Annotated in this window: 24 protein-coding genes; 6 read left to right on the top strand and 18 right to left on the bottom strand. The window is 52.5% G+C overall.

The features are described from left to right. Positions 1-6: 6 nt before the first annotated feature. The 18 genes from DXU84_RS14850 to msrP form a co-directional block, all read right to left on the bottom strand. Positions 7-768 carry an amino acid ABC transporter ATP-binding protein gene (locus DXU84_RS14850; protein ID WP_013577309.1) on the bottom strand — a complete coding sequence of 254 codons (762 nt, stop codon included), beginning with the start codon at positions 766-768 and terminating at the stop codon, positions 7-9. A gap of 8 nt (positions 769-776) precedes the next feature. Then, positions 777-1886 (bottom strand): amino acid ABC transporter permease, encoded by a 1110-nt coding sequence (locus tag DXU84_RS14845; protein ID WP_041673173.1) that lies wholly within the window; start codon positions 1884-1886, stop codon positions 777-779. Positions 1887-1895: 9 nt separating this feature from the next. Then, on the bottom strand, positions 1896-3074 hold the full coding sequence (locus tag DXU84_RS14840; RefSeq protein ID WP_013577307.1) for an amino acid ABC transporter permease: 1179 nt from the start codon (positions 3072-3074) through the stop codon (positions 1896-1898). 103 nt (positions 3075-3177) lie between these two features. Further along, complete coding sequence (locus tag DXU84_RS14835) at positions 3178-4203, bottom strand: amino acid ABC transporter substrate-binding protein (protein ID WP_013577306.1); 1026 nt, start codon at positions 4201-4203, stop codon at positions 3178-3180. A 417-nt stretch (positions 4204-4620) separates the two neighbouring features. Continuing rightward, positions 4621-4806: a hypothetical protein gene (locus DXU84_RS14830; RefSeq protein WP_153376113.1), complete on the bottom strand. Its 186-nt coding sequence runs from the start codon at positions 4804-4806 to the stop codon at positions 4621-4623. A gap of 86 nt (positions 4807-4892) precedes the next feature. Beyond that, positions 4893-5813, bottom strand: coding sequence for a kdo(2)-lipid IV(A) palmitoleoyltransferase (gene lpxP, locus DXU84_RS14825; RefSeq protein ID WP_013577304.1), 921 nt, complete (start codon positions 5811-5813; stop codon positions 4893-4895). 420 nt (positions 5814-6233) lie between these two features. After that, on the bottom strand, positions 6234-6665 hold the full coding sequence (locus tag DXU84_RS14820; protein ID WP_370447499.1) for a DoxX family protein: 432 nt from the start codon (positions 6663-6665) through the stop codon (positions 6234-6236). 197 nt (positions 6666-6862) lie between these two features. Next, a complete protein-coding gene (fis, locus tag DXU84_RS14815) occupies positions 6863-7159 on the bottom strand; it encodes a DNA-binding transcriptional regulator Fis (protein WP_004097144.1) in 297 nt (98 codons plus the stop codon). Between the two features lie 21 nt (positions 7160-7180). Next, complete coding sequence (gene dusB / locus DXU84_RS14810; protein WP_013577302.1) at positions 7181-8146, bottom strand: tRNA dihydrouridine synthase DusB; 966 nt, start codon at positions 8144-8146, stop codon at positions 7181-7183. Between the two features lie 389 nt (positions 8147-8535). Then, on the bottom strand, positions 8536-9288 hold the full coding sequence (locus DXU84_RS14805) for a carbonic anhydrase (protein ID WP_225444940.1): 753 nt from the start codon (positions 9286-9288) through the stop codon (positions 8536-8538). Between the two features lie 149 nt (positions 9289-9437). After that, entirely contained in the window at positions 9438-10322 is an 885-nt protein-coding gene (gene prmA / locus DXU84_RS14800; RefSeq protein ID WP_153376111.1) for a 50S ribosomal protein L11 methyltransferase, read from the bottom strand. Positions 10323-10365: 43 nt separating this feature from the next. After that, complete coding sequence (gene panF, locus DXU84_RS14795; RefSeq protein WP_119262146.1) at positions 10366-11811, bottom strand: sodium/pantothenate symporter; 1446 nt, start codon at positions 11809-11811, stop codon at positions 10366-10368. After that, positions 11801-12043 carry a YhdT family protein gene (locus tag DXU84_RS14790; protein ID WP_015690529.1) on the bottom strand — a complete coding sequence of 81 codons (243 nt, stop codon included), beginning with the start codon at positions 12041-12043 and terminating at the stop codon, positions 11801-11803. Before DXU84_RS14790 ends, panF begins: the two co-directional genes overlap by 11 nt. Positions 12044-12128: 85 nt before the next feature. Continuing rightward, complete coding sequence (gene accC, locus DXU84_RS14785) at positions 12129-13478, bottom strand: acetyl-CoA carboxylase biotin carboxylase subunit (protein ID WP_013577297.1); 1350 nt, start codon at positions 13476-13478, stop codon at positions 12129-12131. Positions 13479-13489: 11 nt separating this feature from the next. Continuing rightward, positions 13490-13954, bottom strand: coding sequence for an acetyl-CoA carboxylase biotin carboxyl carrier protein (gene accB / locus DXU84_RS14780; protein ID WP_013577296.1), 465 nt, complete (start codon positions 13952-13954; stop codon positions 13490-13492). Positions 13955-13986: 32 nt separating this feature from the next. Continuing rightward, positions 13987-14439 carry a type II 3-dehydroquinate dehydratase gene (gene aroQ, locus DXU84_RS14775; RefSeq protein ID WP_013577295.1) on the bottom strand — a complete coding sequence of 151 codons (453 nt, stop codon included), beginning with the start codon at positions 14437-14439 and terminating at the stop codon, positions 13987-13989. A gap of 241 nt (positions 14440-14680) precedes the next feature. Next, positions 14681-15283 carry a protein-methionine-sulfoxide reductase heme-binding subunit MsrQ gene (gene msrQ / locus DXU84_RS14770; protein ID WP_013577294.1) on the bottom strand — a complete coding sequence of 201 codons (603 nt, stop codon included), beginning with the start codon at positions 15281-15283 and terminating at the stop codon, positions 14681-14683. 18 nt (positions 15284-15301) lie between these two features. After that, positions 15302-16303, bottom strand: coding sequence for a protein-methionine-sulfoxide reductase catalytic subunit MsrP (gene msrP / locus DXU84_RS14765; protein ID WP_153376109.1), 1002 nt, complete (start codon positions 16301-16303; stop codon positions 15302-15304). A gap of 316 nt (positions 16304-16619) precedes the next feature. Between msrP and csrD the strand changes: the two genes are divergently transcribed. The 6 genes from csrD (at position 16620) to rng (ending at position 23761) form a co-directional block, all read left to right on the top strand. Further along, positions 16620-18554 carry an RNase E specificity factor CsrD gene (csrD, locus tag DXU84_RS14760; protein WP_134706255.1) on the top strand — a complete coding sequence of 645 codons (1935 nt, stop codon included), beginning with the start codon at positions 16620-16622 and terminating at the stop codon, positions 18552-18554. A gap of 355 nt (positions 18555-18909) precedes the next feature. Continuing rightward, complete coding sequence (gene mreB, locus DXU84_RS14755) at positions 18910-19953, top strand: rod shape-determining protein MreB (RefSeq protein ID WP_013577291.1); 1044 nt, start codon at positions 18910-18912, stop codon at positions 19951-19953. A 255-nt stretch (positions 19954-20208) separates the two neighbouring features. Then, positions 20209-21216, top strand: coding sequence for a rod shape-determining protein MreC (gene mreC / locus DXU84_RS14750; protein WP_013577290.1), 1008 nt, complete (start codon positions 20209-20211; stop codon positions 21214-21216). Continuing rightward, on the top strand, positions 21213-21701 hold the full coding sequence (mreD, locus tag DXU84_RS14745; protein ID WP_013577289.1) for a rod shape-determining protein MreD: 489 nt from the start codon (positions 21213-21215) through the stop codon (positions 21699-21701). The genes mreC and mreD overlap by 4 nt, the downstream gene beginning before the upstream one ends. Before the next feature lie 7 nt (positions 21702-21708). Continuing rightward, on the top strand, positions 21709-22302 hold the full coding sequence (locus DXU84_RS14740; RefSeq protein WP_013577288.1) for a nucleoside triphosphate pyrophosphatase: 594 nt from the start codon (positions 21709-21711) through the stop codon (positions 22300-22302). Continuing rightward, positions 22292-23761 carry a ribonuclease G gene (gene rng, locus DXU84_RS14735; protein WP_013577287.1) on the top strand — a complete coding sequence of 490 codons (1470 nt, stop codon included), beginning with the start codon at positions 22292-22294 and terminating at the stop codon, positions 23759-23761. Before DXU84_RS14740 ends, rng begins: the two co-directional genes overlap by 11 nt. Positions 23762-23812: the final 51 nt, after the last annotated feature.

Here is a 23812-nt window from a genome sequence, read left to right as displayed (position 1 = left end):
CTCAGCTCAGTGAATCACCTGTGACAAGAACTCCCGCGTCCTCGCTGACTTCGGATTGGCAAAGAACTCCAGCGGCGGGGCCTGTTCCACGATCTCCCCGCGATCCATAAAGATCACCCGGTCGGCGACCGTTCTTGCAAAGCCCATTTCATGCGTTACACACAACATGGTCATGCCTTCTTCCGCCAGCGTGATCATGGTGTCCAGCACCTCTTTCACCATTTCCGGATCGAGCGCAGAAGTCGGTTCATCAAACAGCATAATTTTGGGCTTCATACACAGCGAACGGGCGATCGCCACACGCTGTTGCTGACCACCGGAAAGCTGGCCGGGGAATTTATGCGCATGCTCGGCGATACGGACACGTTTCAGGTAATGCATCGCCAGTTCTTCGGCTTCTTTCTTTGGCATCTTACGCACCCAGCAGGGTGCCAGGGTGCAGTTTTGCAAGACGGTCAGATGCGGGAACAGGTTGAAATGCTGGAACACCATACCGACTTCGGTGCGCACGCGTTCGATATTGCGCAAGTCGTCGTTCAGCTCGGTTCCGTCCACCACGATGCGCCCTTGCTGGTGCTCTTCCAGATGGTTAATGCAACGGATGGTCGTTGATTTCCCCGAGCCGGAAGGGCCGCACAACACGATACGTTCACGCGGTTTCACGCTCAGGTTGATGTCTTTCAATACGTGGAACTGTCCGTACCACTTATTCACGTTTTCCAGCGTGATCATCATATTTTGGTTTTCAGTGACTTGATGGTCGCTCATGGTTTACCTCAGTGTGCGGAACGTCCGGTGTGAAAGCGTCTTTCCAAATGCTGGCTATAACGCGACATGCTAAAACAGAAAATCCAGTAGACGGCGGCGGCGAAGACGTAGCCTTCGGTTGACATGCCCAGCCATTCAGGATCGACGGTGGCTTGCTGGACGCTGCTGAACAAATCAAACAGGCCGATGATGATCACCAGACTGGTGTCCTTAAACAGCGCGATAATAGTGTTGACCAGACCCGGTATCACCATTTTCAGTGCCTGCGGCAGAATGACTAAGCCTTGCGTTTTCCAGTAGCCGAGCGCCAGTGATTCGGCGGCCTCCGTCTGGCCTTTCGGCAGCGCCTGTAACCCGCCGCGCACCACTTCCGCGACATACGCCGACTGGAACAGCACCACACCCACCAGCGCACGCACCAGTTTGTCGATACTCGTCCCTTCGGTCATAAACAGCGGCAGCATCACCGAGGACATGAACAGCACGGTGATAAGCGGCACGCCGCGCCAGAACTCGATGAAAATCACCGACAGAATACGCACGACAGGCAGGCTTGAACGCCGTGCCAGCGCCAGCATAATGCCCAGCGGTAACGCACCGGCAATGCCGACAGCGGCAATGATCAGCGTCAGTGTCAGGCCACCCCACTGGCGGGTTTCGACGCGACTCAACCCCAGGAAACCGCCGTACAGCATGATCCAGGTGAAAATCGGGAAGAGCACCATCCAGCAGGCGATATAACGTCCGCGGCGTGGCATGGCTTTAAAGAAGATCGGTGCAAGGGTCAGCAGACCGACGATCAGTGTGACGTTGATGCGCCAGCGTTGATCGAACGGATACAGCCCGTACATGAACTGGCCGAAACGTGCGTGGATAAACACCCAGCACGCGCCAGCTTTGGTGCAGTCAGTGCGCGCCGTGCCAACCCAGTTGGCCTGGAAAATCACCCAGTTCAACAGCGGAGGGATCAGCAGCCACATCAGCCATAAACAGAACAGCGTCAGCAGGCTGTTAAACCAACTGGAGAACAAATTTTTACGCGCCCAGAGCACGGCCGTTCCGAGTGGCGTTCCGGGTTTCACGGCTCTGACTCCCGGAGGAAGTGTTGTCATTGTCATGGGATTCCCTTAACGCTCGACCAGCGCGATACGCCGGTTGTAAATGTTCATCAGGAAGGAAATTGCCAGGCTGATGATCAGGTACACCGACATCGTAATAGCAATGGTTTCAATTGCCTGACCGGTCTGATTGAGCACGGTACCGGCGAACAGCGACACCATATCCGGATAGCCAATTGCAGCCGCCAGAGAGGAGTTTTTCACGATATTGAGATACTGGCTGGTCAGCGGTGGAATGATCACCCGCATGGCCTGCGGCAAAATCACCTGACGCAACGTGACAGGATTCGGCAATCCTAACGAACGGGCGGCTTCATGCTGACCGTGTGAGACAGACTGAATGCCGGATCGGATCACTTCGGCGATAAACGTTGAGGTATAGACCGATAATGCCAGCGTTAACGCCGCCAGTTCCGGGATCAGCACCATGCCGCCACGGAAGTTGAACCCGCGTAGCGCAGGCACGTCCCAGTGCAGCGCAGGCCCGAAAATCAGGTGCGCCAGCGCCGGAAAGACAACCAGCATCACAATCGCCCACGGCCAGATATGCCAGATCCGGCCGGTGTGGATCTGGCGGAAATGGTTGTAGCGTTGCAGCGCGATGATGCCAAAAATCGCCAGCAGCACGGCGATAAAGCCCGCCAGACTGCCCGGTGCCAGTTCCGGTGATGGCAGATACAGGCCACGGTTACTGACGAAAGCCAGGTCAAAAGCATTCAGACTCTGACGCGGTCCCGGCAGGTTACGCAGTACGGCGAAATACCAGAAGAAGATTTGCAGCAGCGGGGGAATGTTACGGAACGTCTCGATATATACCGTCGAGACTTTGCGAATCAGCCAGTTATCGGAAAGGCGTCCTAAGCCGATAATGAACCCGAGAATCGAGGCAAAAACGATACACAGCGCGGAAACCAGCAGCGTATTCAGCAGACCGATAACAAATACGCGGGCGTAGGTGTCACCTTCCTGGTAATCAATAAGATGCTGAACAATGCCGAAACCGGCACCTTTTTCAAGAAACGCAAATCCCGAGGTGATCCCTCGTGTAGTCAGATTGGTAATGGTGTTGTGGAGCAGGTAACCCAAACAGGCTACCAGCAACACCACCGCGAAAATTTGATAAATCCAGGCTCGTACGGCTGGGTTGGTCAGCGATAACGAACCTTTTTCGGTTGGGCGTTGCGACATAGTGAATGGCCTTTAGCAATCTTTCACCGGGAAGTGATGCACCGGGGAACGACCGGTGCATCAACATCCTTAAACACTTTTCAACTTCATGAAGAAAGGATATTTAGCGAACTGGAGGAGCGTATTGGATCCCGCCTTTATTCCACAATGCGTTCTGGCCACGTTTGATTTTCAGCTCGCTGCCCTGACCGACGTTGCGTTCAAAGCTTTCGCCGTAGTTGCCGACCTGTTTAACGATTTTTACTACCCAGTCATTAGGCACTTTCAGGTCAGCACCGTAAGTCCCGGTTTTGCCCAGCAGGTTGCTCATATCAGGTGTCGTCGGGTTAGCCGCCAGCTTATCCACGTTCTGAGAGGTTACGCCCATTTCTTCAGCGTTCAGCATCGCGAACAGTGACCAGCGGACGATCGCCAGCCAGTCTTCGTCACCACGACGAACTACCGGACCCAGAGGTTCTTTAGAAATCACTTCCGGCAGAACGATGAATTCGTCTGGTTTGCCGAGTTTGATACGCAGTGCGTACAACTGAGACTGGTCAGAGGCCAGGGTGTCACAACGACCTGAGTCCAGCGCTTTCGCACTTTCGTCCGAGCGGTCGAAGGTGACCGGGGTGTAAGTCATTTTGTTGGCTTTGAAGTAGTCAGCCACGTTCAGCTCGGTATCCGTACCGGCCTGCAGACAGACCGTTGCGCCATCGAGTTCTTTCGCGCTTTTCAGGCCCGCTTTCTGGTGAGTCAGGAAGCCGATACCGTCGTAGTAGTTTACGCCAGCGAAAATCATGCCCATGCCCGCATCGCGGGAAGAGGTCCAGGTCGTGTTACGTGACAGGATGTCCACTTCGCCAGACTGCAGCGCGGTGAAACGCTCTTTGGCAGTCAGCGGGGTATATTTCACTTTCTCAGCATCACCAAACACGGCAGCAGCCACCGCACGGCAGACGTCAACGTCGATACCGGTGAATTTGCCTTTGGAGTCAGCGTAAGAGAAGCCTGGCAGGCCGTCGCTGATACCGCATTGAACAAATCCTTTCTTTTTAACGGCATCCAGAGTGGTACCTGCATGAGCCTGACCAGCCAGTGTCACGAAGCTTGCTGCGGCAATCAGTGTTGAGAGCAATATTTTTTTCATAAAGCGTCCTGTGAGACAAAACTGAAAATTATTATTGTGTAAGTGCCGGAGCACCCTGTCTGTTTATGGGGCAACGCCCTCTGCACCTGTCTTTGCAAAGGGAGTGCCAACATGAAAAACGCCCCATCAATCAAGTCATGTAGAGGAATTGCACAGTAACATTGACGAGGCGTATAAAATTTATTGCCCCGTTTCAGTGCGCGGTCAATGTGGCTGCGTTAAATGAGTGCGGAATATTTCAATATTGGAGTGCAGATCGCGCTGTTTGCAGCGAAGTGAAATGTGCATTCATATTTGGAAAAAAAATGAGGCAAAACGATGAGTAAATCTCTCAGACCAGGCGTTCTGAGAGATATGTTGGCATGACGGGATTTAAAACAGGGGACATTATCAGTGCAGCGGAGAAAATAGAGTGACTTATTTGGCCTGATCTTTACTGCCGTTGATCAGTTTACGCGCCGCCGCAATCTGGTCATTGTCCGGCGTTTTAGGTTTGGCTTGGTTGAGCGCAGAACTGAGGCCTGAGCGCCCCCAAAGGTCAAAGCTGTCATCATCTTTGAGATGGTCAAAGATAGAAGGTGTCGCGTCGGGTTTTTTAGCCATAAAGATTACAGATCTCTTATTGGATGCAATGAATGAAAAAAGCCCGACGCGGTGGCATCGGGCTACTGTTTTATGGCCTCTGGCGCTTATCGATAAAGCGAAGGCGCACCCGCCGGGCGGGTTTTAAAGCGGCGATGCAGCCAGAGATACTGATCCGGCGCACGCATAATTTCTTTTTCGATCACGCGATTCATGTAGGCTGCTGCCGCCATTTCATCGTCGATCGGGTAATCCTGCAACTGGGGCTGGATAACCAGTTCATAACCCGTACCGCCTGCTTTACGTACCAGCACAACGGTCACCAGCGCAGGTTTTGCCAGACGCGCCAGCATAAAGGTTCCGCTGGTAGTTGCGGCCTGATCGACAGCAAACAGTGGCGCAAATACGCTGCCACGCGGGCCGTAATCCTGATCCGGCGCAAACCAGACAGCTTCGCCTTTTTTAAGCGCGTGAACCATACCGCGTAAATCTTTGCGATCGAGCATCGCCTTGTTAGACCGCATACGACCCCAGGTCTGCACAAATTCCATCGCTTTATTATTGTGCGGGCGATACATCGCCATCATCGGCTGACATAAGCCCATCGCGCGGCCGCCTAATTCCAGCGACATAAAATGCACGCCAATCACCAGCACGCCCTGTTTGTTTTCCTGCGCCTTTTTCAGGTTGTGCAGGCCGCTGACGTCAAACCAGCGTTTAACACGGGCATCCGACCAGAACCAGGCCATGCCGGTTTCCAGCAGGCCCATGCCAAGGGATTCAAAGTTGCTGATGATGCGCGCTTCGACCTGATCAGCGGGGAGATCCGGGAAGCACAATTGCAGGTTACGGCGCGTTATCGACACACGACGTTTCAGGAAACGCATGGACGTCCGGCCCAGCCAGATGCCGAGACGGTTTAACACCGGATAAGGAAGCTGAACCAGCAGGAACAATACGCCAAGGCCAAACCAGGTCAGCCAGTAACGTGGATGTAAAAATGATGCGCGAAAGCGAGGAGAATTCATAAAAGCCCAATCATCTGCATAAAAAACCGGGGTAACGCGTCAGGGGTTAGCTCAGTCGCGATACGAATTGTCTGTTAAAGAGTGGGACAACATGCGGGTGTAAACGTTTCCGAAAGCACATATATTGACTCACTTTTACTTTATCAAGACACAATTAAAAGGCGGGATCGCGAAGCTGAAGGGCTGTCCGTAGGCGTTGAGCGGGGCGAATTCGACTCTTGCCGTGAGTATAACATGTCGTGTGATCTAACCGCAGAGGGTAATTGTCCGATAAACGCACTCTTTACTGTTTATTTACGTGTGGGTTTAGACAATAAAATGAAAACACTACGGAAAGAAGGCATTAGCATTCAGACGTCGCGATATCCGCTACATGATATTTCAGCATGCTCCGCTGGCGAAACATGCTGAGAGGGAATATCAGCGATACAGCGGGTTGCTCATCACAGAGTACCGTCCACTGCCATACAGCGCGATCACGACGGCGGCCATGAAGTAATAGACGATATCTTCAATCGCCCAGGCACCGACCGGGGTGAGTGCAAAGGTGTGATGGATACCGACCATCATCCACGCAACAATCATTGTCGCTGCGGCAGACAGCGCGGCGAGTCGGGTGAAAATCCCCAGCATCATCATAATCGGGGCGATCACTTCGCCGATGATCACGCCGTAGGCGACAAATGCCGGAATACCATAGCCTGCCAGCATGCCCTGAATACCGCCCAGACCGTCATGCAGCTTATGCCAGCCGTGAAAAATCAGCAGTCCATAGGTGATCCGTAACAGCAAAATCGCCAGATCAGGTTTGTTCAGTGCTGCGGTAAAACGAAGATAAAGTTGCTTCATCAGAGTGACTCCCGGAGACGTTTTATTGTCCGTCTAAGGTAGTGCTTAATCGCTGAATGCAGGAGATAATTATTCTCATTTGGGTTGATCTGGGTTAGGTTTTGCGCAGATTTTGGGGTAAAGGTTTACGGGCAAAGCAGAAAACAAAAAGGCGCTCCCCTTGCGGAAAAGCGCCTTTTTAAGACATCGACTGATTAGTATCAGTTCATGCCGTATTTTTTCAATTTCTTACGCAGCGTACCGCGGTTGATACCCATCATCAGGGCCGCACGAGTCTGGTTGCCACGGGTATACTGCATCACCATGTCTAACAGTGGCTGTTCAACTTCAGCCAATACCAACTCATACAGGTCATTCACGTCCTGACCATTCAATTGAGCAAAATAGCCCTTAAGTGCTTGTTTTACCGAGTCACGCAGGGGTTTTTGGGTTACCTGATCCTGAGAATTAACGGTAGAAACGGTCAGTACGTCAGAATTCACGCGTTGTTCGAACATAGTTCTGTCAGCTCTTTTTTGTTACGCAAGATTTTCGAAATATGCTTCCAACGCCTCCAGCTGTTCGCTGGCATCCTCTATGGCGTTGAAGGAGCGCCGAAACTGGTCATTTGGGGCATGCTCCTGGAGATACCAGGAAACATGCTTACGGGCGATACGGAATCCCTTGCCTTGACCGTAAAAGTCGTGCAATTCCCGTACGTGCCCTATTAACAAGCGCTGAACCTCACCCATAGGAGGTGGAGGTAACAGCTCCCCTGTGTCCAGATAATGCTGGATTTCCCGGAAGATCCAGGGTCTCCCCTGAGCGGCACGTCCTATCATCAGAGCATCAGCTCCGGTGTAGTCGAGCACCGCTCTGGCTTTATGCGGGTCAGTTATGTCGCCATTCGCGATAATCGGAATGGAAACACTCTGCTTAACTGTCCGAATACTGTCGTACTCTGCTTCTCCATTGAAGAGACAGGCACGGGTTCGGCCATGAATAGTCAGGGCCTGAATTCCACAGTCTTCAGCCAATTGGGCAATTTGTACACAGTTACGGTGTTCCGGTGCCCAACCAGTACGAATTTTCAACGTGACTGGCACATCTACCGCCTTAACAACGGCAGTCAGGATTTGTTTCACCAAATCCGGATACTGCAACAATGCAGAACCTGCCAGTTTGCGGTTCACTTTCTTGGCCGGGCAGCCCATATTGATATCAATGATTTGCGCACCGCTTTCCACGTTAATTCGTGCAGCAGCCGCCATATCTTCGGGGTCGCAACCGGCAATTTGCACGGCGCGGATCCCCGGTTCATCGTTATGTACCATGCGCAAACGTGACTTATCCGTCCGCCACACCTCCGGATTGGAGGAGAGCATTTCAGATACTGCCATTCCAGCCCCCATCGCATGACATAAGGCACGAAATGGTCGGTCAGTGATACCGGCCATCGGGGCCGCAATCAGGCAATTTGTAAGCTGGTGGTGTCCGATGCGCATGAACTAGGAATGACCATACTGATGTCCGCAAGGGCGCGTATATTACGCATTTTCGCTGCGATATGAAAGGCCAAACTTTGAGCAATTTGATAAGAAAATGTCTTGTCAGCGCTGAAGTTCATGACGATTTGTTTTTTTATCGTGGTTTTACATTGAGTTATGTGACTTCGGTCAAATTGTGCGCTTGGGCAAATTCCTAATAACTCTCTGAATCATCCGGTTATAACAGTTGATTCTAAGGGGAGATCTGACGTTTTAAGCAGCAACAACCACAAAATTCTGTGATGCAGATCGTCTTTTGGTTAAAAAGTGACTCATTTTCAGAAAGGTGAACAAACAAGACAAATAGATGCAGAAACAGATTCTGCACCTTAATCTGCAGTACGGAATTACTCTGCCACTACCACGCGGCCATGCAGTCCTTGTACCGGGCGATTGTTCGCATGATGCATCGCATGCTGGAATTTCTTCAACTGCGCCTCAGACAGCGTCTGAGGTTGTTTAACGACCAGCCAGCGAACGCCTTCTGTACAAGGTGGCGTAGTCAGCGATCCGCTGAAACGATAATGCGTCAGATCGGTGGGCAGCAGGCCATCAAGACTGACTTTCTCTTTCAGCGTGACAGATTCGCCCGCTTTTTCCGGCATCTGTTGCCAGATTTTTTCCAGCTCGGCATTAGCTTTGCCGGTTTCAAACATTACGGCAATCACCGCAATTTCACCGTCAGCATCCATATGAACAAAATGCGCCTCCATCGGGAAAGATTTACCGTTGAGGGTATTTTCGCTCGGAGAGTGGAAGTGGAATTGCTGGAGGACGAATTTATCCCCGTCCAGCGTGGCAAAATCACCCTGCTGAACATTCACCTGCACGCTGTGGCCGTTATTAATGACATTCACCGGCGGTAACTGATAGCTGAGTTTAAGCGGGCGAGGGTGCACCTCTAACGCCTCTTTGATATCGATAGGCGACTGTGCTTTGCCCTGCTCGCACAGATGGAAGTCAGGGCTGAGTTTTGACCAGTTTTGCGGGGCGGCGTCGCCATCATATGACCAATGTGGCGCTTCGTTTGCGAAGGCGGGTTGTGCAGAAACTGACAGCGTAAGTGCAGCCAGCGCGGCAGACAATATTGTTCCTTTCAAGAGTTATCCCTTTCATTTGCTGAGTAATAAACCTTGCGAAGTGTAAGGGGTTTAGGCGGCAGGAGAAATACGGGAAAAGGCCGGAAAAGGATTTTGGGGGGAAACCCGCTCTTTCTGCACAAACAAACAGAAAAAGCGGGAGGCTGACATCAGGCTTTTTTAACACCGGTTATACGGCACCATTCTTCTTTCTCGGCCACCGGATCCAGTTCGAATTTGTCTTTATAGGCATCCGCTACGCTTTGCGCCTGGCTGGCCAGTACGCCGGAAAGCCCCAGATGGCCACCTGCTACAGGCAGCACGCTGATCAGTGGCGCCAGTTCGCGCAGAGGGCCTGCGAGAATATTGGCGACCACCACGTCGGCTGACAGGTTATCAGGCTGGTCTTTCGGCAGATAAAGCGACAGACGCTCTGATACGCCGTTACGTTCGGCGTTATCGCGGCTGGCCTGAATCGCCTGCGGATCGATGTCGATCCCAACCACGTGTTTTGCACCCAGCTTCAGCGCGGCGATCGCCAGAATGCCGGAACCACAACCGAAGTCGATCACGGTTTTATCGGTCAGATCCAGACTGTCGAGCCATTGCAGACACATCGCGGTGGTCGGGTGGGTGCCGGTACCAAACGCCAGTCCCGGATCCAGCATCACGTTCACGGCATTCGGATCCGGCACATCGCGCCAGCTCGGGCAAATCCACAGACGTTCGCCAAAACGCATCGGGTGGAAGTTATCCATCCATTCGCGTTCCCAGTCTTTGTCTTCCAGTTGTTCGATTTTGTGCACGAAACCTTTGCCCAGCAGAGGTTCGTTCTCCAGCATGACGATCACTTCGTCCATGTCGGTTTCCGCATCGTACAGGCCGATGGCGTCGGTATCACCCCACAGCAGGGTTTCGCCCGGCAGCGGTTCGAAGACCGGATTATCGTGGGTGTCCTGGAACGTTACGGACACGGCGCCACTTTCGATAAGCGCGTCGCTCAGCGTTTCCGCGTCGTTACCGGTGGTATTAATTTTCAGTTGGATCCAAGGCATAGCCATTCTCTTCTTAACAATCTGTAAAATCAGTGCCGCCTGTTCAGGACGGCTTGAGTACGTTTTCGCGTGGCTGTTTACCAAACTTATTGCCGGCATAAAACGCCAGCAGGCTCAGCAACAGCGACGGCACAATCGGATGCAGACCGGCAATATGCAGGTCAATACTGGCGAGCAGGGTATAACAAACCGCGCCAACAATCATTGAGCTCAGTGCGCCCGTGGCGTTCGCCCGCTCCCAGTACAAACCGAGCACCAGCGGCCACAGGAACACCGCTTCCAGCCCGCCAAACGCCAGCAGGTTCAGCCAGATAATCATTTCCGGCGGACGCCATGCGGCCAGTAAGACCAGTAATCCCAGTATAAAGGTGGCCCAGCTTGAGAAGCGTTTTAACTTGCGCTCGTTAGCCAGTTGTTCCGGTTTAATACCGAGGTACAAGTCTTTAACGATAGTCGCAGATGATTGCAAAAGCTGCGCGTTGATGGTCGACATAATGGCGGCCATCGGTGCCGCGAGGAAAATCCCGGCGGCGTAGGGCGGCAGCACGGTGATCATCAGCGTCGGGATCACCTGATCGGGAATTTTCAGATCAGGTAAAATGGCACGCCCCAGCGCACCCGCCAGATGCATACCAAGCATCAAAATGGCGACCACGATAGTGCCGAGCACAATGCCACGGTGTACCGCTTTGCTGTCTTTGTAGGAAATACAGCGCACGGCGGTATGCGGCAGGCCAATCACGCCAAAGCACACCAAAACCCAGAAAGAAGCCATAAACGGCAGTGAAAGGACGTCATCCCCGCCATGCACGGATACCAGTTTCGGGTCGATTTGCTGGAGCTTATCCACCGCACTGTGCAGGCCACCCGCCGCGTGAATGACAGCGATCAGGAGTAAAATGGTGCCGAGCAGCATCACCAGTCCCTGCATGGCGTCATTGAGCACGCTGGCACGAAAGCCGCCAAACGCGGTATACAGCGCGATGCTGATGCCGAAAATCAGCAGTCCGGTGTCGTAAGGAATACCGGCTGCTGTTTCCAGCAGGCGTGCACCACCGATGAACTGAACGGTCATCGCGCCCAGAAATGCCACCAGCAGACTCAGGCTTGCCAGCCAGACCAGCAGACGGCTCTGGTAGCGGGCAAACAGCATGTCGTTCAGCGTGACCGCATTATAGCGGCGCGCCAGAATGGCGAATTTTTTACCCAGTACGCCGAGTGAAAGCCAGACGGCAGGCAACTGAATCATTGCCAGCAATACCCAGCCAAGGCCAAATTTGTAGGCGGCACCGGGGCCGCCGATAAAGGAACTGGCACTGATGTAGGTGGCGGTCAGGGTCATGGCCAGCACGAAGCCGCCCATGGAGCGGTTGCCGAGGAAATATTCAGTCAGGAAGTTGCCCTGCTCGCGGCGGGTATATGCATAAACAGACAACCCGAAAACCAGCAGCAAATAGGCAATCAGTGGCAATAAGACTTCAGTCTGCATGACTGTCCTCCAGCGGAATATCGCGGTAAATCACGCGAACCATCAGCCAGCTTAAAAGAACGAATATCAGCGGTACCAGCAGACAGGCCATTTCGAACCAGTGCGGCAGGCCGGTGATGCCCTGTTTATCGTCAGGAATATAGGCGGCAAAACTCCATGCCAGCAGATAAGCAATCGTCAGCCCAAAAGCCCATCGGGCTTCACGGTTGGCTTGTAAGAAACGTTTGTCCAACGCCATTTACTTGTCTCCCCTCAAAACGTAAAAAAGGCCGGAATATCCGGCCTTGATAAGAGAGTACGCAACGGTACGGTCTTTTTTATTTTTCCTGCAAACCGAGTTTTTTCTCAAGATAGTGGATGTTAGTGCCACCATGCTGGAAATTCTCGTCGTCCATAATGCGCATTTGCAGTTCAATGTTGGTTTTGATGCCGTCGATGATCAGTTCTGCCAGCGCATTTTTCATGCGGGCAATGGCCACTTCACGGGTTTCACCGTAAGTGATCAGTTTACCGATCATGGAATCGTAGTACGGAGGCACTGTGTAGCCTGCGTAAATGTGCGATTCCCAACGAACACCGAAGCCGCCAGGGGCGTGGAAACGGGTGATTTTGCCTGGGCTTGGCAGGAAGGTGTTAGGGTCTTCCGCGTTAATGCGGCATTCCACCGCATGGCCTTTGACTTTCACTTCGCTTTGTTTGATCGACAGTGGCTGGCCGGACGCAATGCGCAGCTGCTCTTTGATCAAATCCACACCGGTGATCATCTCGGTAACCGGATGCTCAACCTGGATACGGGTGTTCATTTCGATGAAGAAGAACTCGCCGTTTTCATACAGGAACTCGAAAGTACCTGCGCCACGGTAGCCAATATCCACACAGGCTTTGGCACAACGTTCGCCGATGAAACGACGAAGATCTTCCGTGATGCCCGGTGCTGGCGCTTCTTCAACGACTTTCTGGTGACGACGCTGCATGGAGCAGTCACGTTCAGCCAGATAAACGGCGTTGCCCTGACCATCAGCCAGTACCTGAATTTCCACGTGACGTGGATTTTCCAGGTATTTTTCCATGTAAACCATGTCGTTGTTGAAAGCTGCTTTAGCTTCCGCACGGGTCATGTTGATGGACTGTTCGAGGTCTTTGTCGCCGCGTACAACACGCATACCACGACCGCCGCCGCCGCCAGAAGCTTTGATGATGACCGGATAGCCGATACGTTTTGCGAAGGCACGGTTTTGATCCATGTCATCGCCCAGCGGGCCGTCAGAGCCAGGTACACAAGGTACGCCAGCCGCTTTCATCGCCTGGATCGCAGAAACTTTGTCACCCATCAGGCGGATAGTTTCAGCTTTCGGGCCGATGAAGATAAAACCAGAACGCTCAACCTGCTCTGCAAAATCGGCATTCTCGGACAGGAAACCGTAGCCCGGGTGGATAGCCACCGCACCAGTGATTTCCGCCGCAGCGATGATGGCAGGGATGTTCAGATAGCTTTTTACTGAAGGTGCAGGACCGATACAGACGGTTTCGTCTGCCAGCAGCACGTGTTTCAGGTCACGGTCAGCGGTAGAGTGCACAGCAACGGTTTTGATGCCCATTTCTTTACAGGCACGCAAAATACGCAGAGCAATCTCGCCGCGGTTCGCGATAACAATTTTATCTACCATGGTACGCCTCGTTATTCGATGACGACCAGCGGCTCGTCGAATTCAACCGGTTGGCCGCTTTCTACCAGAATTGCTTTAACAACACCGGATTTGTCTGCTTCGATTTGGTTCATCATTTTCATCGCTTCAACGATACACAGGGTATCACCGGCGTTCACTTTCTGACCCACTTCGATGAAGGCTTTAGCGTCCGGGCTTGGCGTACGGTAGAAGGTGCCTACCATCGGTGAGCGAACGATATGGCCACTGATTGCAGCCGGAGCTGCTTCTGCAGGCGCAGCTGCTGGCGCAACCGCAGCAGCCAGACCTGGCTGTTGTTGTACAGGCATAGCGTAAGCCTGTTGCATCATAGGATAAGCCTGCGCAGGTGCAGCACGGCTGATACGTACTGATTCTTCGCCTTCAGAAATTTCCAGTTCAGAAATGCCTGATTCTTCAACCAGTTCGATCAGTTTTTTAATTTTACGAATATCCATGGGTGTGATTCCGTACTCTTTTTGCGTAGAAATTAGTGGGTTTTTGACAAGCGGTTAACCGCTGCCTGTAATGCAAAGTGGTAGCCATCTGCGCCAAGTCCGCAAATAACGCCCACTGCGATGTCGGAAAGATAGGAATGGTGCCGGAACGCTTCGCGGGCATGTACATTCGACAGATGGATCTCGATAAACGGAATCGACACCCCCAGTAATGCATCGCGCAGCGCCACGCTGGTATGGGTAAAGGCCGCGGGATTGATCAGGATGAAATCGACATTTCCGCGTGCCTGATGAATACGTTCAATCAGGACATGTTCTGCATTGGATTGCAGATGGCTCAGTGCTACATCAGCAGCAGCAGCCTGCACTTCCAAACCTTTAACAATATCGTTGAGCGTGGTGTGTCCGTACGTTTCAGGCTCACGGGTGCCTAACAAATTCAGGTTAGGACCGTTCAGTAGCAAAATGTCAAACTTATGCGCCATTGTGAGCCTATCTCCGGCAATTAGACAAAGATTGTAGAAAATACCCTGATGTCACCGGTTTGTCACCTATTTCGCGGCAAATCGGCCCGTCTCTTCGGCATGAGGTCGGGCATTATAATGATATCGTGGCAATTCGCAGCTAAATACTGGTCTTATCAGCGAAGATAATCAACCCTCGGCCGGTCAACGTGGGTGCAATTGTCGAAATTATGAGGGGCAACCGGGCCAAAAGTTCCACGGCTTATCGCAGCCACTGGCGGAATTTTTTATAACGGAATGCCAGCAAGATGACGGCAAGTATTGCGTAAATCACCGGTTGTGGCGACAGCACTTTTACCGACCAAAGGTAGTGGATCGGCGCAAGTATGGCGATGAGATAAATGAAGTTGTGCAACTTTTGCCAGGTTGATCCCATTTTGCGTTGTGCCCACACGGTGGAGGTGCAGGCCAGTGCCAGCAGCAGGATCCAGCAGATGATACCGAGGGTGAGATACGGGCGCGATATCAGTTCACTTCCCAGCAGGCGGATATTGTTGATCCCAAGCTCCAGGAATGAATAGCTGAGAAGATGCAAGGTTCCCCACGCAAAACACCACAACCCCAGCAAACGGCGCGTGCGGATCAGTAATGGCTGTTTGCCATAGCGTGCGACGGGCGTGACCAGTAATGTCACCAGCAAAAATTTCAGAGTCATCCTACCGGTAAAATGCTGAATATCTTTGGCGGGATCGGCGCTGAACCCGCCCTGATTAATCGAAAGCACAATCCAGAAAAAAGGCAAAATGGCGCAAAGATAGATGATCACTTTCAACCCGGTAATATTGGCAGGGCTTAAACGACGCATAACTGAACCGCCTCTTCCTTAATAGAACTTACGTAAATCCATACCGTGATACATCGATGCTACCTGCCCGGCATAACCATTGAACAGCAATGTCGGCTGGCGTTGCACGTCGAGTAAGCCGCCGGAACCGATAAACCGTTCCGTTGCCTGCGACCAGCGCGGGTGATCCACATGCGGGTTCACGTTGGCGTAAAACCCGTATTCGTTGGAGGCAATCTGGTTCCAGGTTGTCGGCGGCTCATCTTGAGTAAATTTGATGTTCACGATGGATTTGATGCCTTTGAAACCGTACTTCCACGGAATGGTCAGGCGGATAGGCGCGCCGTTTTGTGGCGGAAGTGCTTTGCCATAAACGCCGACCGTCATCATTGCCAGCGGGTTCATCGCTTCATCTATACGCAATCCTTCAACGTACGGGTAATTCAGTCCACCGCCGATAAACCGGTCTTTCTGCCCCGGCATATGTTCCGGGTCATATAAGGTAGTAAACGCGACATAACGCGCTTTGCTGGTCGGTTCGGCAAGTTTGAGAATCTCACTCAGCTGAAAACCGATCCACGGCACCACCATCGACCAGGCTTCGACGCAACGCATCCGGTAAATACGTTGCTCAAGCGGGAAGCGCTTCATGATGTCATCCATATCCAGCGTCATCGGTTTAGCAACTTCGCCTTCTATTGTTAATTTCCACGGCGAGGTAACCAGTTGCCCGGCGTTGGCGGCCGGATCAGCTTTATCCAGCCCGAATTCATAGAAATTGTTGTAGCCGGAAACTTTGTCCTCGGGGGTCAGTGTCAGGTCATTTTGATAAGCAGCGGGTTTGGTGAAATCCAGCGGTTTACCGGCGGGCACGGCAGGGCGGTCATGGCCTTTGAACCAGGAAAGGATATCTGCGCGTGCATTTTGGGGAACAGCGAGTGCCGCGGCACTGATCCCCAGTGCCTGTAAAACTTTGCGCCGGTCATAAAAAATACTTTCGGGTGTGACGTCTGCTTCGGTTAGTTTGCGGGGTTTGAACATAGCCTTCTCCGGCATTCTCATTTTCGTGATTCATTTTTATGGTTATAAACAAAGCATGGCGTGAAACCGGACGCTTTGCGAGATATCACGCTAAAAAAGCGCATTTTGCCGCAGGCATTGAGGAGGCGTTTACCATTTATATAAGAATTACGAATTGATTGGTTTTTGTATTGCTATGCTATGAATGTATGCGAATGACTCTTTCGAAAATTTCTCCTTTCATCGCATTTTTCTGTTTTATAGTAGCGGCGTTTTTTCGTGGCAAGCTCAGAGAAAGGGTTTGTTTCCCCCTCACCGTAGCGAGTAAGGCACAGGGATGCGATTTACTACCAGACTATCGGCACTGATGACGATGTTAGTTGCGCTGGCAATGTTACTGATGTTGCTTGGCGTCACTTTCAGCTTTATCTATCTGAACAAACAAGATACCGAACAACATCTTCAGGCACTTGCCACGACTTATGATCAGGCATTACTGACGCATCCCCCCGCAGATGCCCAACGCTGGATGCCTCAGGCTATGCGTATGCTTGATGTCACGGATATCGAAGTCAAACTTGATAACACCACCGTTTTTGAATACCACGAGCGTCCGGATGTACACCGCTCGTGGGACAGCGTGATGCCGGAATATGACACTGCCATTATCCCGCTGATGCACAACCACGCCATGTCGCTGCACATTTCCTATGTTGATCCTGTCAGCAGTTACATCCGCTCCCTGCGTTCTACGTTCACGATTGGGATCGCCATTCTGGTCATGCTCGCTATGCTGCTGCTCAGTTTTCGCTGGTTACGTCAGGAAACGGACGGTGTGGAAAAGCTGGAAGACCGCGCGGTCAGAATATTACGCGGTGAACGGGAAGGGCTGTCCGGTCATGTGGGCGAATGGCCGCATTCTGCCAGCAGTGCGATAGATCGTCTGCTAGGGGATCTGAATGAAGCACGTGAGCAGCGCAGCCGCGTGGATACCTTGATCCGTGCTTATGCTCAGCAGGACGCGCAAACCGGCCTCAGTAACCGCTTGTTCTTTGATAATCAGCTTGCGACGCAGCTGGAAGAAAAGGGTGCGCACGGTGTGCTGATGTTACTGCGCTTGCCGGATTTCGACACCATGCGCGAAACGCACGGTCAGGCAGTGGTCGAAGAACTGCGTTCGGCGATGGTGAATTTGTTATCGACGTTCGTGATGCGCCATGTTGACGCGCTGCTGGCACGTTATTTCCACAGTGATTTTGCCGTGCTGTTGCCACACCGCACCTTAAAGGAAGCGGAAGTGATGGCCTCACAATTAGTCAATGCGCTCGGCGTCCTGCCGACCTCGTCGCTAATTGACCGCGATGCGCTGATGTACATCGGTATCAGCGCCTACCGTTTCGGTCAGACGCCGGATCAGGTGATGGACATGGCCGAGCAGGCGACGCGACATGCGGCGTTCCAGGGCAGTAACAGCTGGTTTATCTATGATAAAAATGTGCCGGAAAAAGGTCGCGGCAGCGTGCGCTGGCGGACCCTGCTGGAAAACACGCTGGCGCGCGGCGGCCCGCGCCTTTATCAGAAGCCCGCCTTCACCCGGGACAACAAACCGGATCACCGTGAGGTGCAGCGGCGTGTCTTCGACGGCGAGCAGGAACTGCTGGCTGCGGAGTTTATCCCGCTGGTGGTTCAGTTCGGGTTGTCGCAAAGCTTTGACCGGGTCATGTTAAGTCAGATTATTCCGTTACTTAACCGTTGGCCGGATGAAACGTTAGCATTTCACCTGACGGTTGATTCATTATTGCAGCGCTCATTTGTTCGCTGGCTGCGCGATACCTTGCTGCAGTGCGAAAGAACACAACGAAATCGAATTTTGATTGAACTTGCTGAGGCGGATCTCTGTCAACATACCGACCGCCTGCGTCCTGCGATCAGATTGTTACAGGGTTTGGGCTGTCGTCTGGCCGTTTCGCAAGCCGGACTGACGGTGGTCAGCACCTCCTATCTGAAAACTTTCCCGGTGGAGAGAGTTAAGCTTCACCCGGGGTTAGTGCGTGATATTGATAAAAGGGTTGAAAATCAGCTCTTTGTACAAAGCTTACTCAGTGCATGCGAAGGGACTCAGGCGCTGGTATTTGCCTCTGGCGTGCGCACAAAAGAGGAGTGGGCTGTCCTGCTGAAAAGCGGGATCCACGGCGGGCAGGGCGATTTTTTTGCCGGTCCGGAGCCTGTTGAACCGGCCGGTAAAAAATATTCACACAACCGCGATGTTTAAGTGACCGTTAATGCATTATTTAACGTAGAATGAGCCAGCTTTTGACCTACGCCCTTGTCTGGTTTCCGGTGTTTGTACTCAGACCGCAGATGGATGGAAGATGTTGGTAAAAGTGTAAGAATTTATGTGTGGTGTTGCTACTTCGCCTGGGTGCCTGCCCGAGGTAAACCGAGCCTGCGAGACAGAATTATTTCGCAGTGCCATCAGCCTCAAAAAGTCACCGCAAGTGAATGGCGACATCACGGACAATTTTCACGGAAGCAGGACGTTTTTGCGCCTTGTCGCTGCTTCGCGTGGTTGGTAAAGTAGGCGGATTTTATTTTCCGCCCCCAGCTAGCAGGATTATCCCTTCGTTATGTTTAAGAAATTTCGTGGCATGTTTTCCAACGACTTGTCCATCGACCTGGGTACCGCCAATACCCTCATTTATGTAAAAGGACAAGGCATCGTGCTGAATGAGCCATCAGTTGTGGCTATTCGTCAGGATCGTGCTGGTTCACCTAAAAGCGTTGCTGCTGTTGGTCACGACGCGAAACAGATGCTGGGTCGTACTCCTGGCAATATTGCCGCTATTCGTCCAATGAAAGACGGCGTTATCGCTGACTTTTTCGTGACTGAGAAAATGCTGCAACACTTCATCAAGCAAGTTCACAGCAACAGCTTCATGCGCCCAAGCCCGCGTGTACTGGTGTGTGTGCCAGTCGGTGCAACTCAGGTTGAACGCCGTGCTATCCGTGAATCTGCACAAGGTGCAGGCGCGCGTGAAGTGTTCCTGATTGAAGAACCGATGGCTGCGGCAATCGGTGCAGGCCTGCCGGTATCCGAAGCGACCGGTTCAATGGTGGTGGATATCGGTGGTGGTACCACAGAAGTTGCCGTGATCTCCCTGAACGGCGTGGTGTATTCCTCTTCTGTACGTATCGGTGGCGATCGTTTCGACGAAGCTATCATTAATTACGTACGCCGTAATTATGGTTCACTGATCGGTGAAGCAACGGCTGAGCGTATCAAGCACAGCATCGGTTCTGCCTATCCGGGTGATGAAGTTCACGAAATCGAAGTGCGCGGTCGTAACCTGGCTGAAGGTGTTCCACGTGGTTTCACGCTGAACTCCAACGAAATTCTCGAAGCATTGCAAGAGCCGCTAACCGGTATCGTCAGCGCGGTGATGGTTGCACTGGAACAGTGTCCGCCAGAACTGGCTTCCGACATCTCCGAGCGCGGCATGGTGCTGACCGGCGGTGGCGCATTACTGCGTAACCTTGATCGCCTGCTGATGGAAGAAACGGGTATTCCTGTTGTTGTCGCAGAAGATCCACTGACCTGCGTCGCCCGTGGCGGTGGTAAAGCATTAGAAATGATCGACATGCACGGCGGCGACTTATTCAGCGAAGAGTAATCTCAGCGGAGACTTGCTGATTCAAACAAGTCTTGTTGCAAGCAAGAATAGTCTGCCCGGGAAGGTGGTTGTCCGTCAGGTAAAACCTGCAACGCGAAGTGTGCAGTGTTCAATGTGGATCCGTGCAAACACTGGCTGAGCGATAAAGCTCTGCCAGTGTTTTGGCTATCCCATGAGATTGCCGCCGTTTCTGTCAGGTGAGGTCTTTACTTCGACTGGCTGAAACTTTCTGTTGCCGAGGAACTCGCATATTTTATGAAGCCAATTTTTAGCAGGGGACCTTCCCTGCAACTGCGACTTTTTTTGGCTATTCTCACGGCCATTGTCCTGATTGTTGCCGACAGTAAAATAGGTACGTTTGTTAAAATCCGCACCTATATGGATACTGCCGTCAGTCCCTTCTATTTTTTGTCCAATGCCCCGCGTGAATTCTTAGATCAGGTCTCTTCTACGTTTGCCACCCGCGGCCAGCTGGAACTTGAAAACCGCGCTTTGCGTCAGGAATTGTTGCTGAAAAACAGTGACCTGATGCTGCTTGGCCAATACAAACAAGAAAATGCTCGCTTGCGCGAGCTGCTGGGATCACCGTTGCGTCAGGACGAGCACAAAATGGTGACGCAGGTTCTCTCCACCAGCAATGATCCTTACAGCGATCAGATCGTCATCGACAAAGGCAGCAACAACGGTGTGTATATCGGGCAACCTGTCATCAGCGATAAAGGCGTCGTTGGCCAGGTCATCGCTGTTGCCGCGCTGACCAGCCGTGTGCTGCTGATTTGTGATGCTTCACATGCGTTGCCGATTCAGGTGCTGCGTAATGACATCCGCGTTATCGCTGCCGGTAGCGGCTGTGCTGATGACTTACAACTTGAACACTTACCAAGCAACACCGATATTCGTGTCGGTGATGTGCTGGTCACCTCAGGTCTGGGTGGACGTTTCCCTGAAGGGTATCCGGTCGGCGTTGTATCTTCGGTTAAAGTTGATAATCAGCGTGCGTATACCGTCATTCAGGCGCGTCCGACCGCCGGTCTGCAACGTCTGCGTTACCTGCTGTTACTATGGGGCTCTGACCGTAATGGCGAGCATCCTTTACCGCCGGATGAAGTTCATCGCGTGGCCAATGAACGCCTGATGCAAATGATGCCGCAAGTGTTGCCACCTCCGGGAGATATGGGGCCGCCAGCTCCTGTTCCTCCACCGGCAACGGGTACGGTAACGACACCGGTTAGCACGCCTGCTGTGCAGGGAGCGACGCAATGAACAGCTACCGGAGCCACGGACGCTGGATTATTTGGCTATCCTTCTTAATAGCCATGTTATTGCAGGTGATGCCGTGGCCTGAACAGATTTATATGTTCAGGCCGTCATGGCTGATGCTGATCCTGATTTACTGGGTGATGGCATTACCGCATCGCGTCAACGTGGGTACCGGTTTTGTTGTCGGGTTTATTATGGATCTGATCCTGGGATCGACCCTGGGTATTCGCGCGCTGGCTTTTGCCATTACCGCCTACCTGGTCGCGTTCAAATTCCAGTTATTCCGTAACCTGGCTCTGTGGCAACAAGCGCTGATTGTTATGGTGCTTTCGCTGGCTGTGGACGTCATGGTGTTCTGGGGAGAATTCCTGGTAGTCAATGTGTCGTTCCGGCCTGAAGTTTTCTGGAGCAGTGTGGTCGACGGTGTGCTGTGGCCATGGCTGTTCCTGCTGATGCGTAAAATTCGTCGTCAGTTTGCTGTGCAATGAGGATGTTATGACCGCACTTTATCTGGCTTCCGGGTCACCACGTCGCCGTGAATTACTGGCCTTGCTGGAACTGCCTTTTGAGCGTCTGGTGACTGAGGTTGCAGAAGAGCGTCAGCCTGACGAAGCCCCGCAAGATTATGTTTTACGGCTGGCGAAAGATAAAGCACAGGCCGGTGTGACGGTCGCGGCAGAGGATTTGCCGGTGCTTGGCGCAGATACGATTGTAGTCCTCGACGGTAAAGTGTTGGAAAAGCCACGTGACGAAGCGCAAGCCGCTGTTATGCTTAAGGCATTGTCTGGCAGACAGCATCAGGTGATGACCGCCATTGCGTTTGCCGACAGGCAGGAATGCCTCAATACGTTGGTTGTGACCGATGTCACTTTCCGTTCACTATCCTCCGACGATATTGCACATTATATTCTGAGCGGTGAGCCCATGGATAAAGCGGGCGCTTATGGTATTCAGGGAAAGGGCGGTTGTTTCGTCCGTGAAATTCGCGGCAGTTACTATGCAGTTGTGGGCCTTCCTCTGGTGGAAACTCAGGAACTGCTCAATGAATTTTCTGCCTTACGCGAGCTTAGGAGAAAACATGACAGCTGAATTACTGGTCAATGTCACCCCGTCTGAAACCCGCGTGGCTTACATTGACGGTGGCATTCTGCAGGAGATCCATATTGAGCGCGAGACCAAGCGCGGGATTGCCGGCAATATTTATAAAGGGCGTATCAGCCGTGTTCTGCCGGGTATGCAGGCAGCATTTGTCGATATCGGCCTTGAAAAAGCCGCATTTTTACATGCTTCAGACATCATGCCGCACACCGAATGTGTGGCGCGTGACGAGCAGAAAAATTTCCACGTGCGTGACATCGCAGAACTGGTGCATCAGGGCCAGGATCTGATGGTGCAGGTGGTGAAAGATCCGCTGGGCACCAAAGGTGCGCGTCTGACGACTGACATTACCTTGCCTTCCCGCTATCTGGTGTTCATGCCTGGTGCGTCACACGTTGGCGTGTCGCAGCGTATTGAAAGCGAAGCCGAGCGTGATCGCCTCAAACGTATCGTCTCAGAATATTGTGATGAGCACGGCGGCTATATTATTCGTACCGCAGCCGAAGGCGTGGGTGAAGAAGAACTCAAACAAGATGCGGCCTACCTGAAACGCTTGTGGACCAAGGTGATGGAGCGCAAGCGTCGCAACAAAACCAAATGCAAGCTGTATGGTGAGCTGGCACTGGCGCACCGTGTGCTGCGTGATTTTGCCGGTGAAGCACTGGACCGCATCCGCGTTGACTCCCGCCTGACGTATGAATTGCTGGTCGAATTCACCAGCGAATACATGCCTGAAATGACCAGCAAGCTGGAGCATTACAGCGGCAAGCAGCCTATTTTCGATCTATTCGATGTGGAGAACGAAATCCAGCGTGCGCTCGAGCGCAAGGTGGAACTCAAGTCCGGCGGCTATCTGATTATCGATCAGACCGAAGCCATGACCACCGTGGATATTAATACCGGTGCGTTTGTCGGCCATCGTAATCTGGAAGACACGATATTTAACACTAACACCGAAGCGACGCAGGCCATTGCCCGTCAGCTACGGCTGCGCAATCTCGGCGGCATTATCATTATCGACTTCATTGATATGTCGAATGAAGATCACCGCCGTCGCGTGCTGCACAGCCTCGAGCAGGCGCTGTCGAAAGACCGCGTGAAAACCGGTATTCACGGTTTCTCCGCCCTTGGTTTGGTGGAGATGACCCGCAAACGTACCCGCGAAAGCGTCGAACATGTGCTGTGCAGCGATTGTCCGACCTGTCATGCACGCGGCACGGTGAAAACCGTTGAAACCGTCTGCTATGAAATTCTGCGTGAAATTGTGCGTGTGCATCATGCCTACGATTCTGACCGTTTCCTGGTTTACGCATCTGCCGCAGTAGGGGAAGCGCTCAAGGGAGAAGAATCCCATGCACTGGCCGAAGTAGAAATCTTCGTCGGCAAGCAGGTGAAAGTGCAGATCGAGCCGCTCTACAGTCAGGAACAGTTTGACGTCGTCATGATGTGATCCGATGGCTATTCGTCTGAAGCATCAAGAAGTTAAAGGTTTCCATTGCCG

The sequence above is a fragment of the Rahnella sp. RcJ3 genome, from assembly GCF_009498575.1.
Classification (GTDB): domain Bacteria; phylum Pseudomonadota; class Gammaproteobacteria; order Enterobacterales; family Enterobacteriaceae; genus Rahnella; species Rahnella aceris.
Note: the sequence above shows the minus strand (reverse complement) of the source record. Positions and strands in the feature narration are given on the sequence as shown.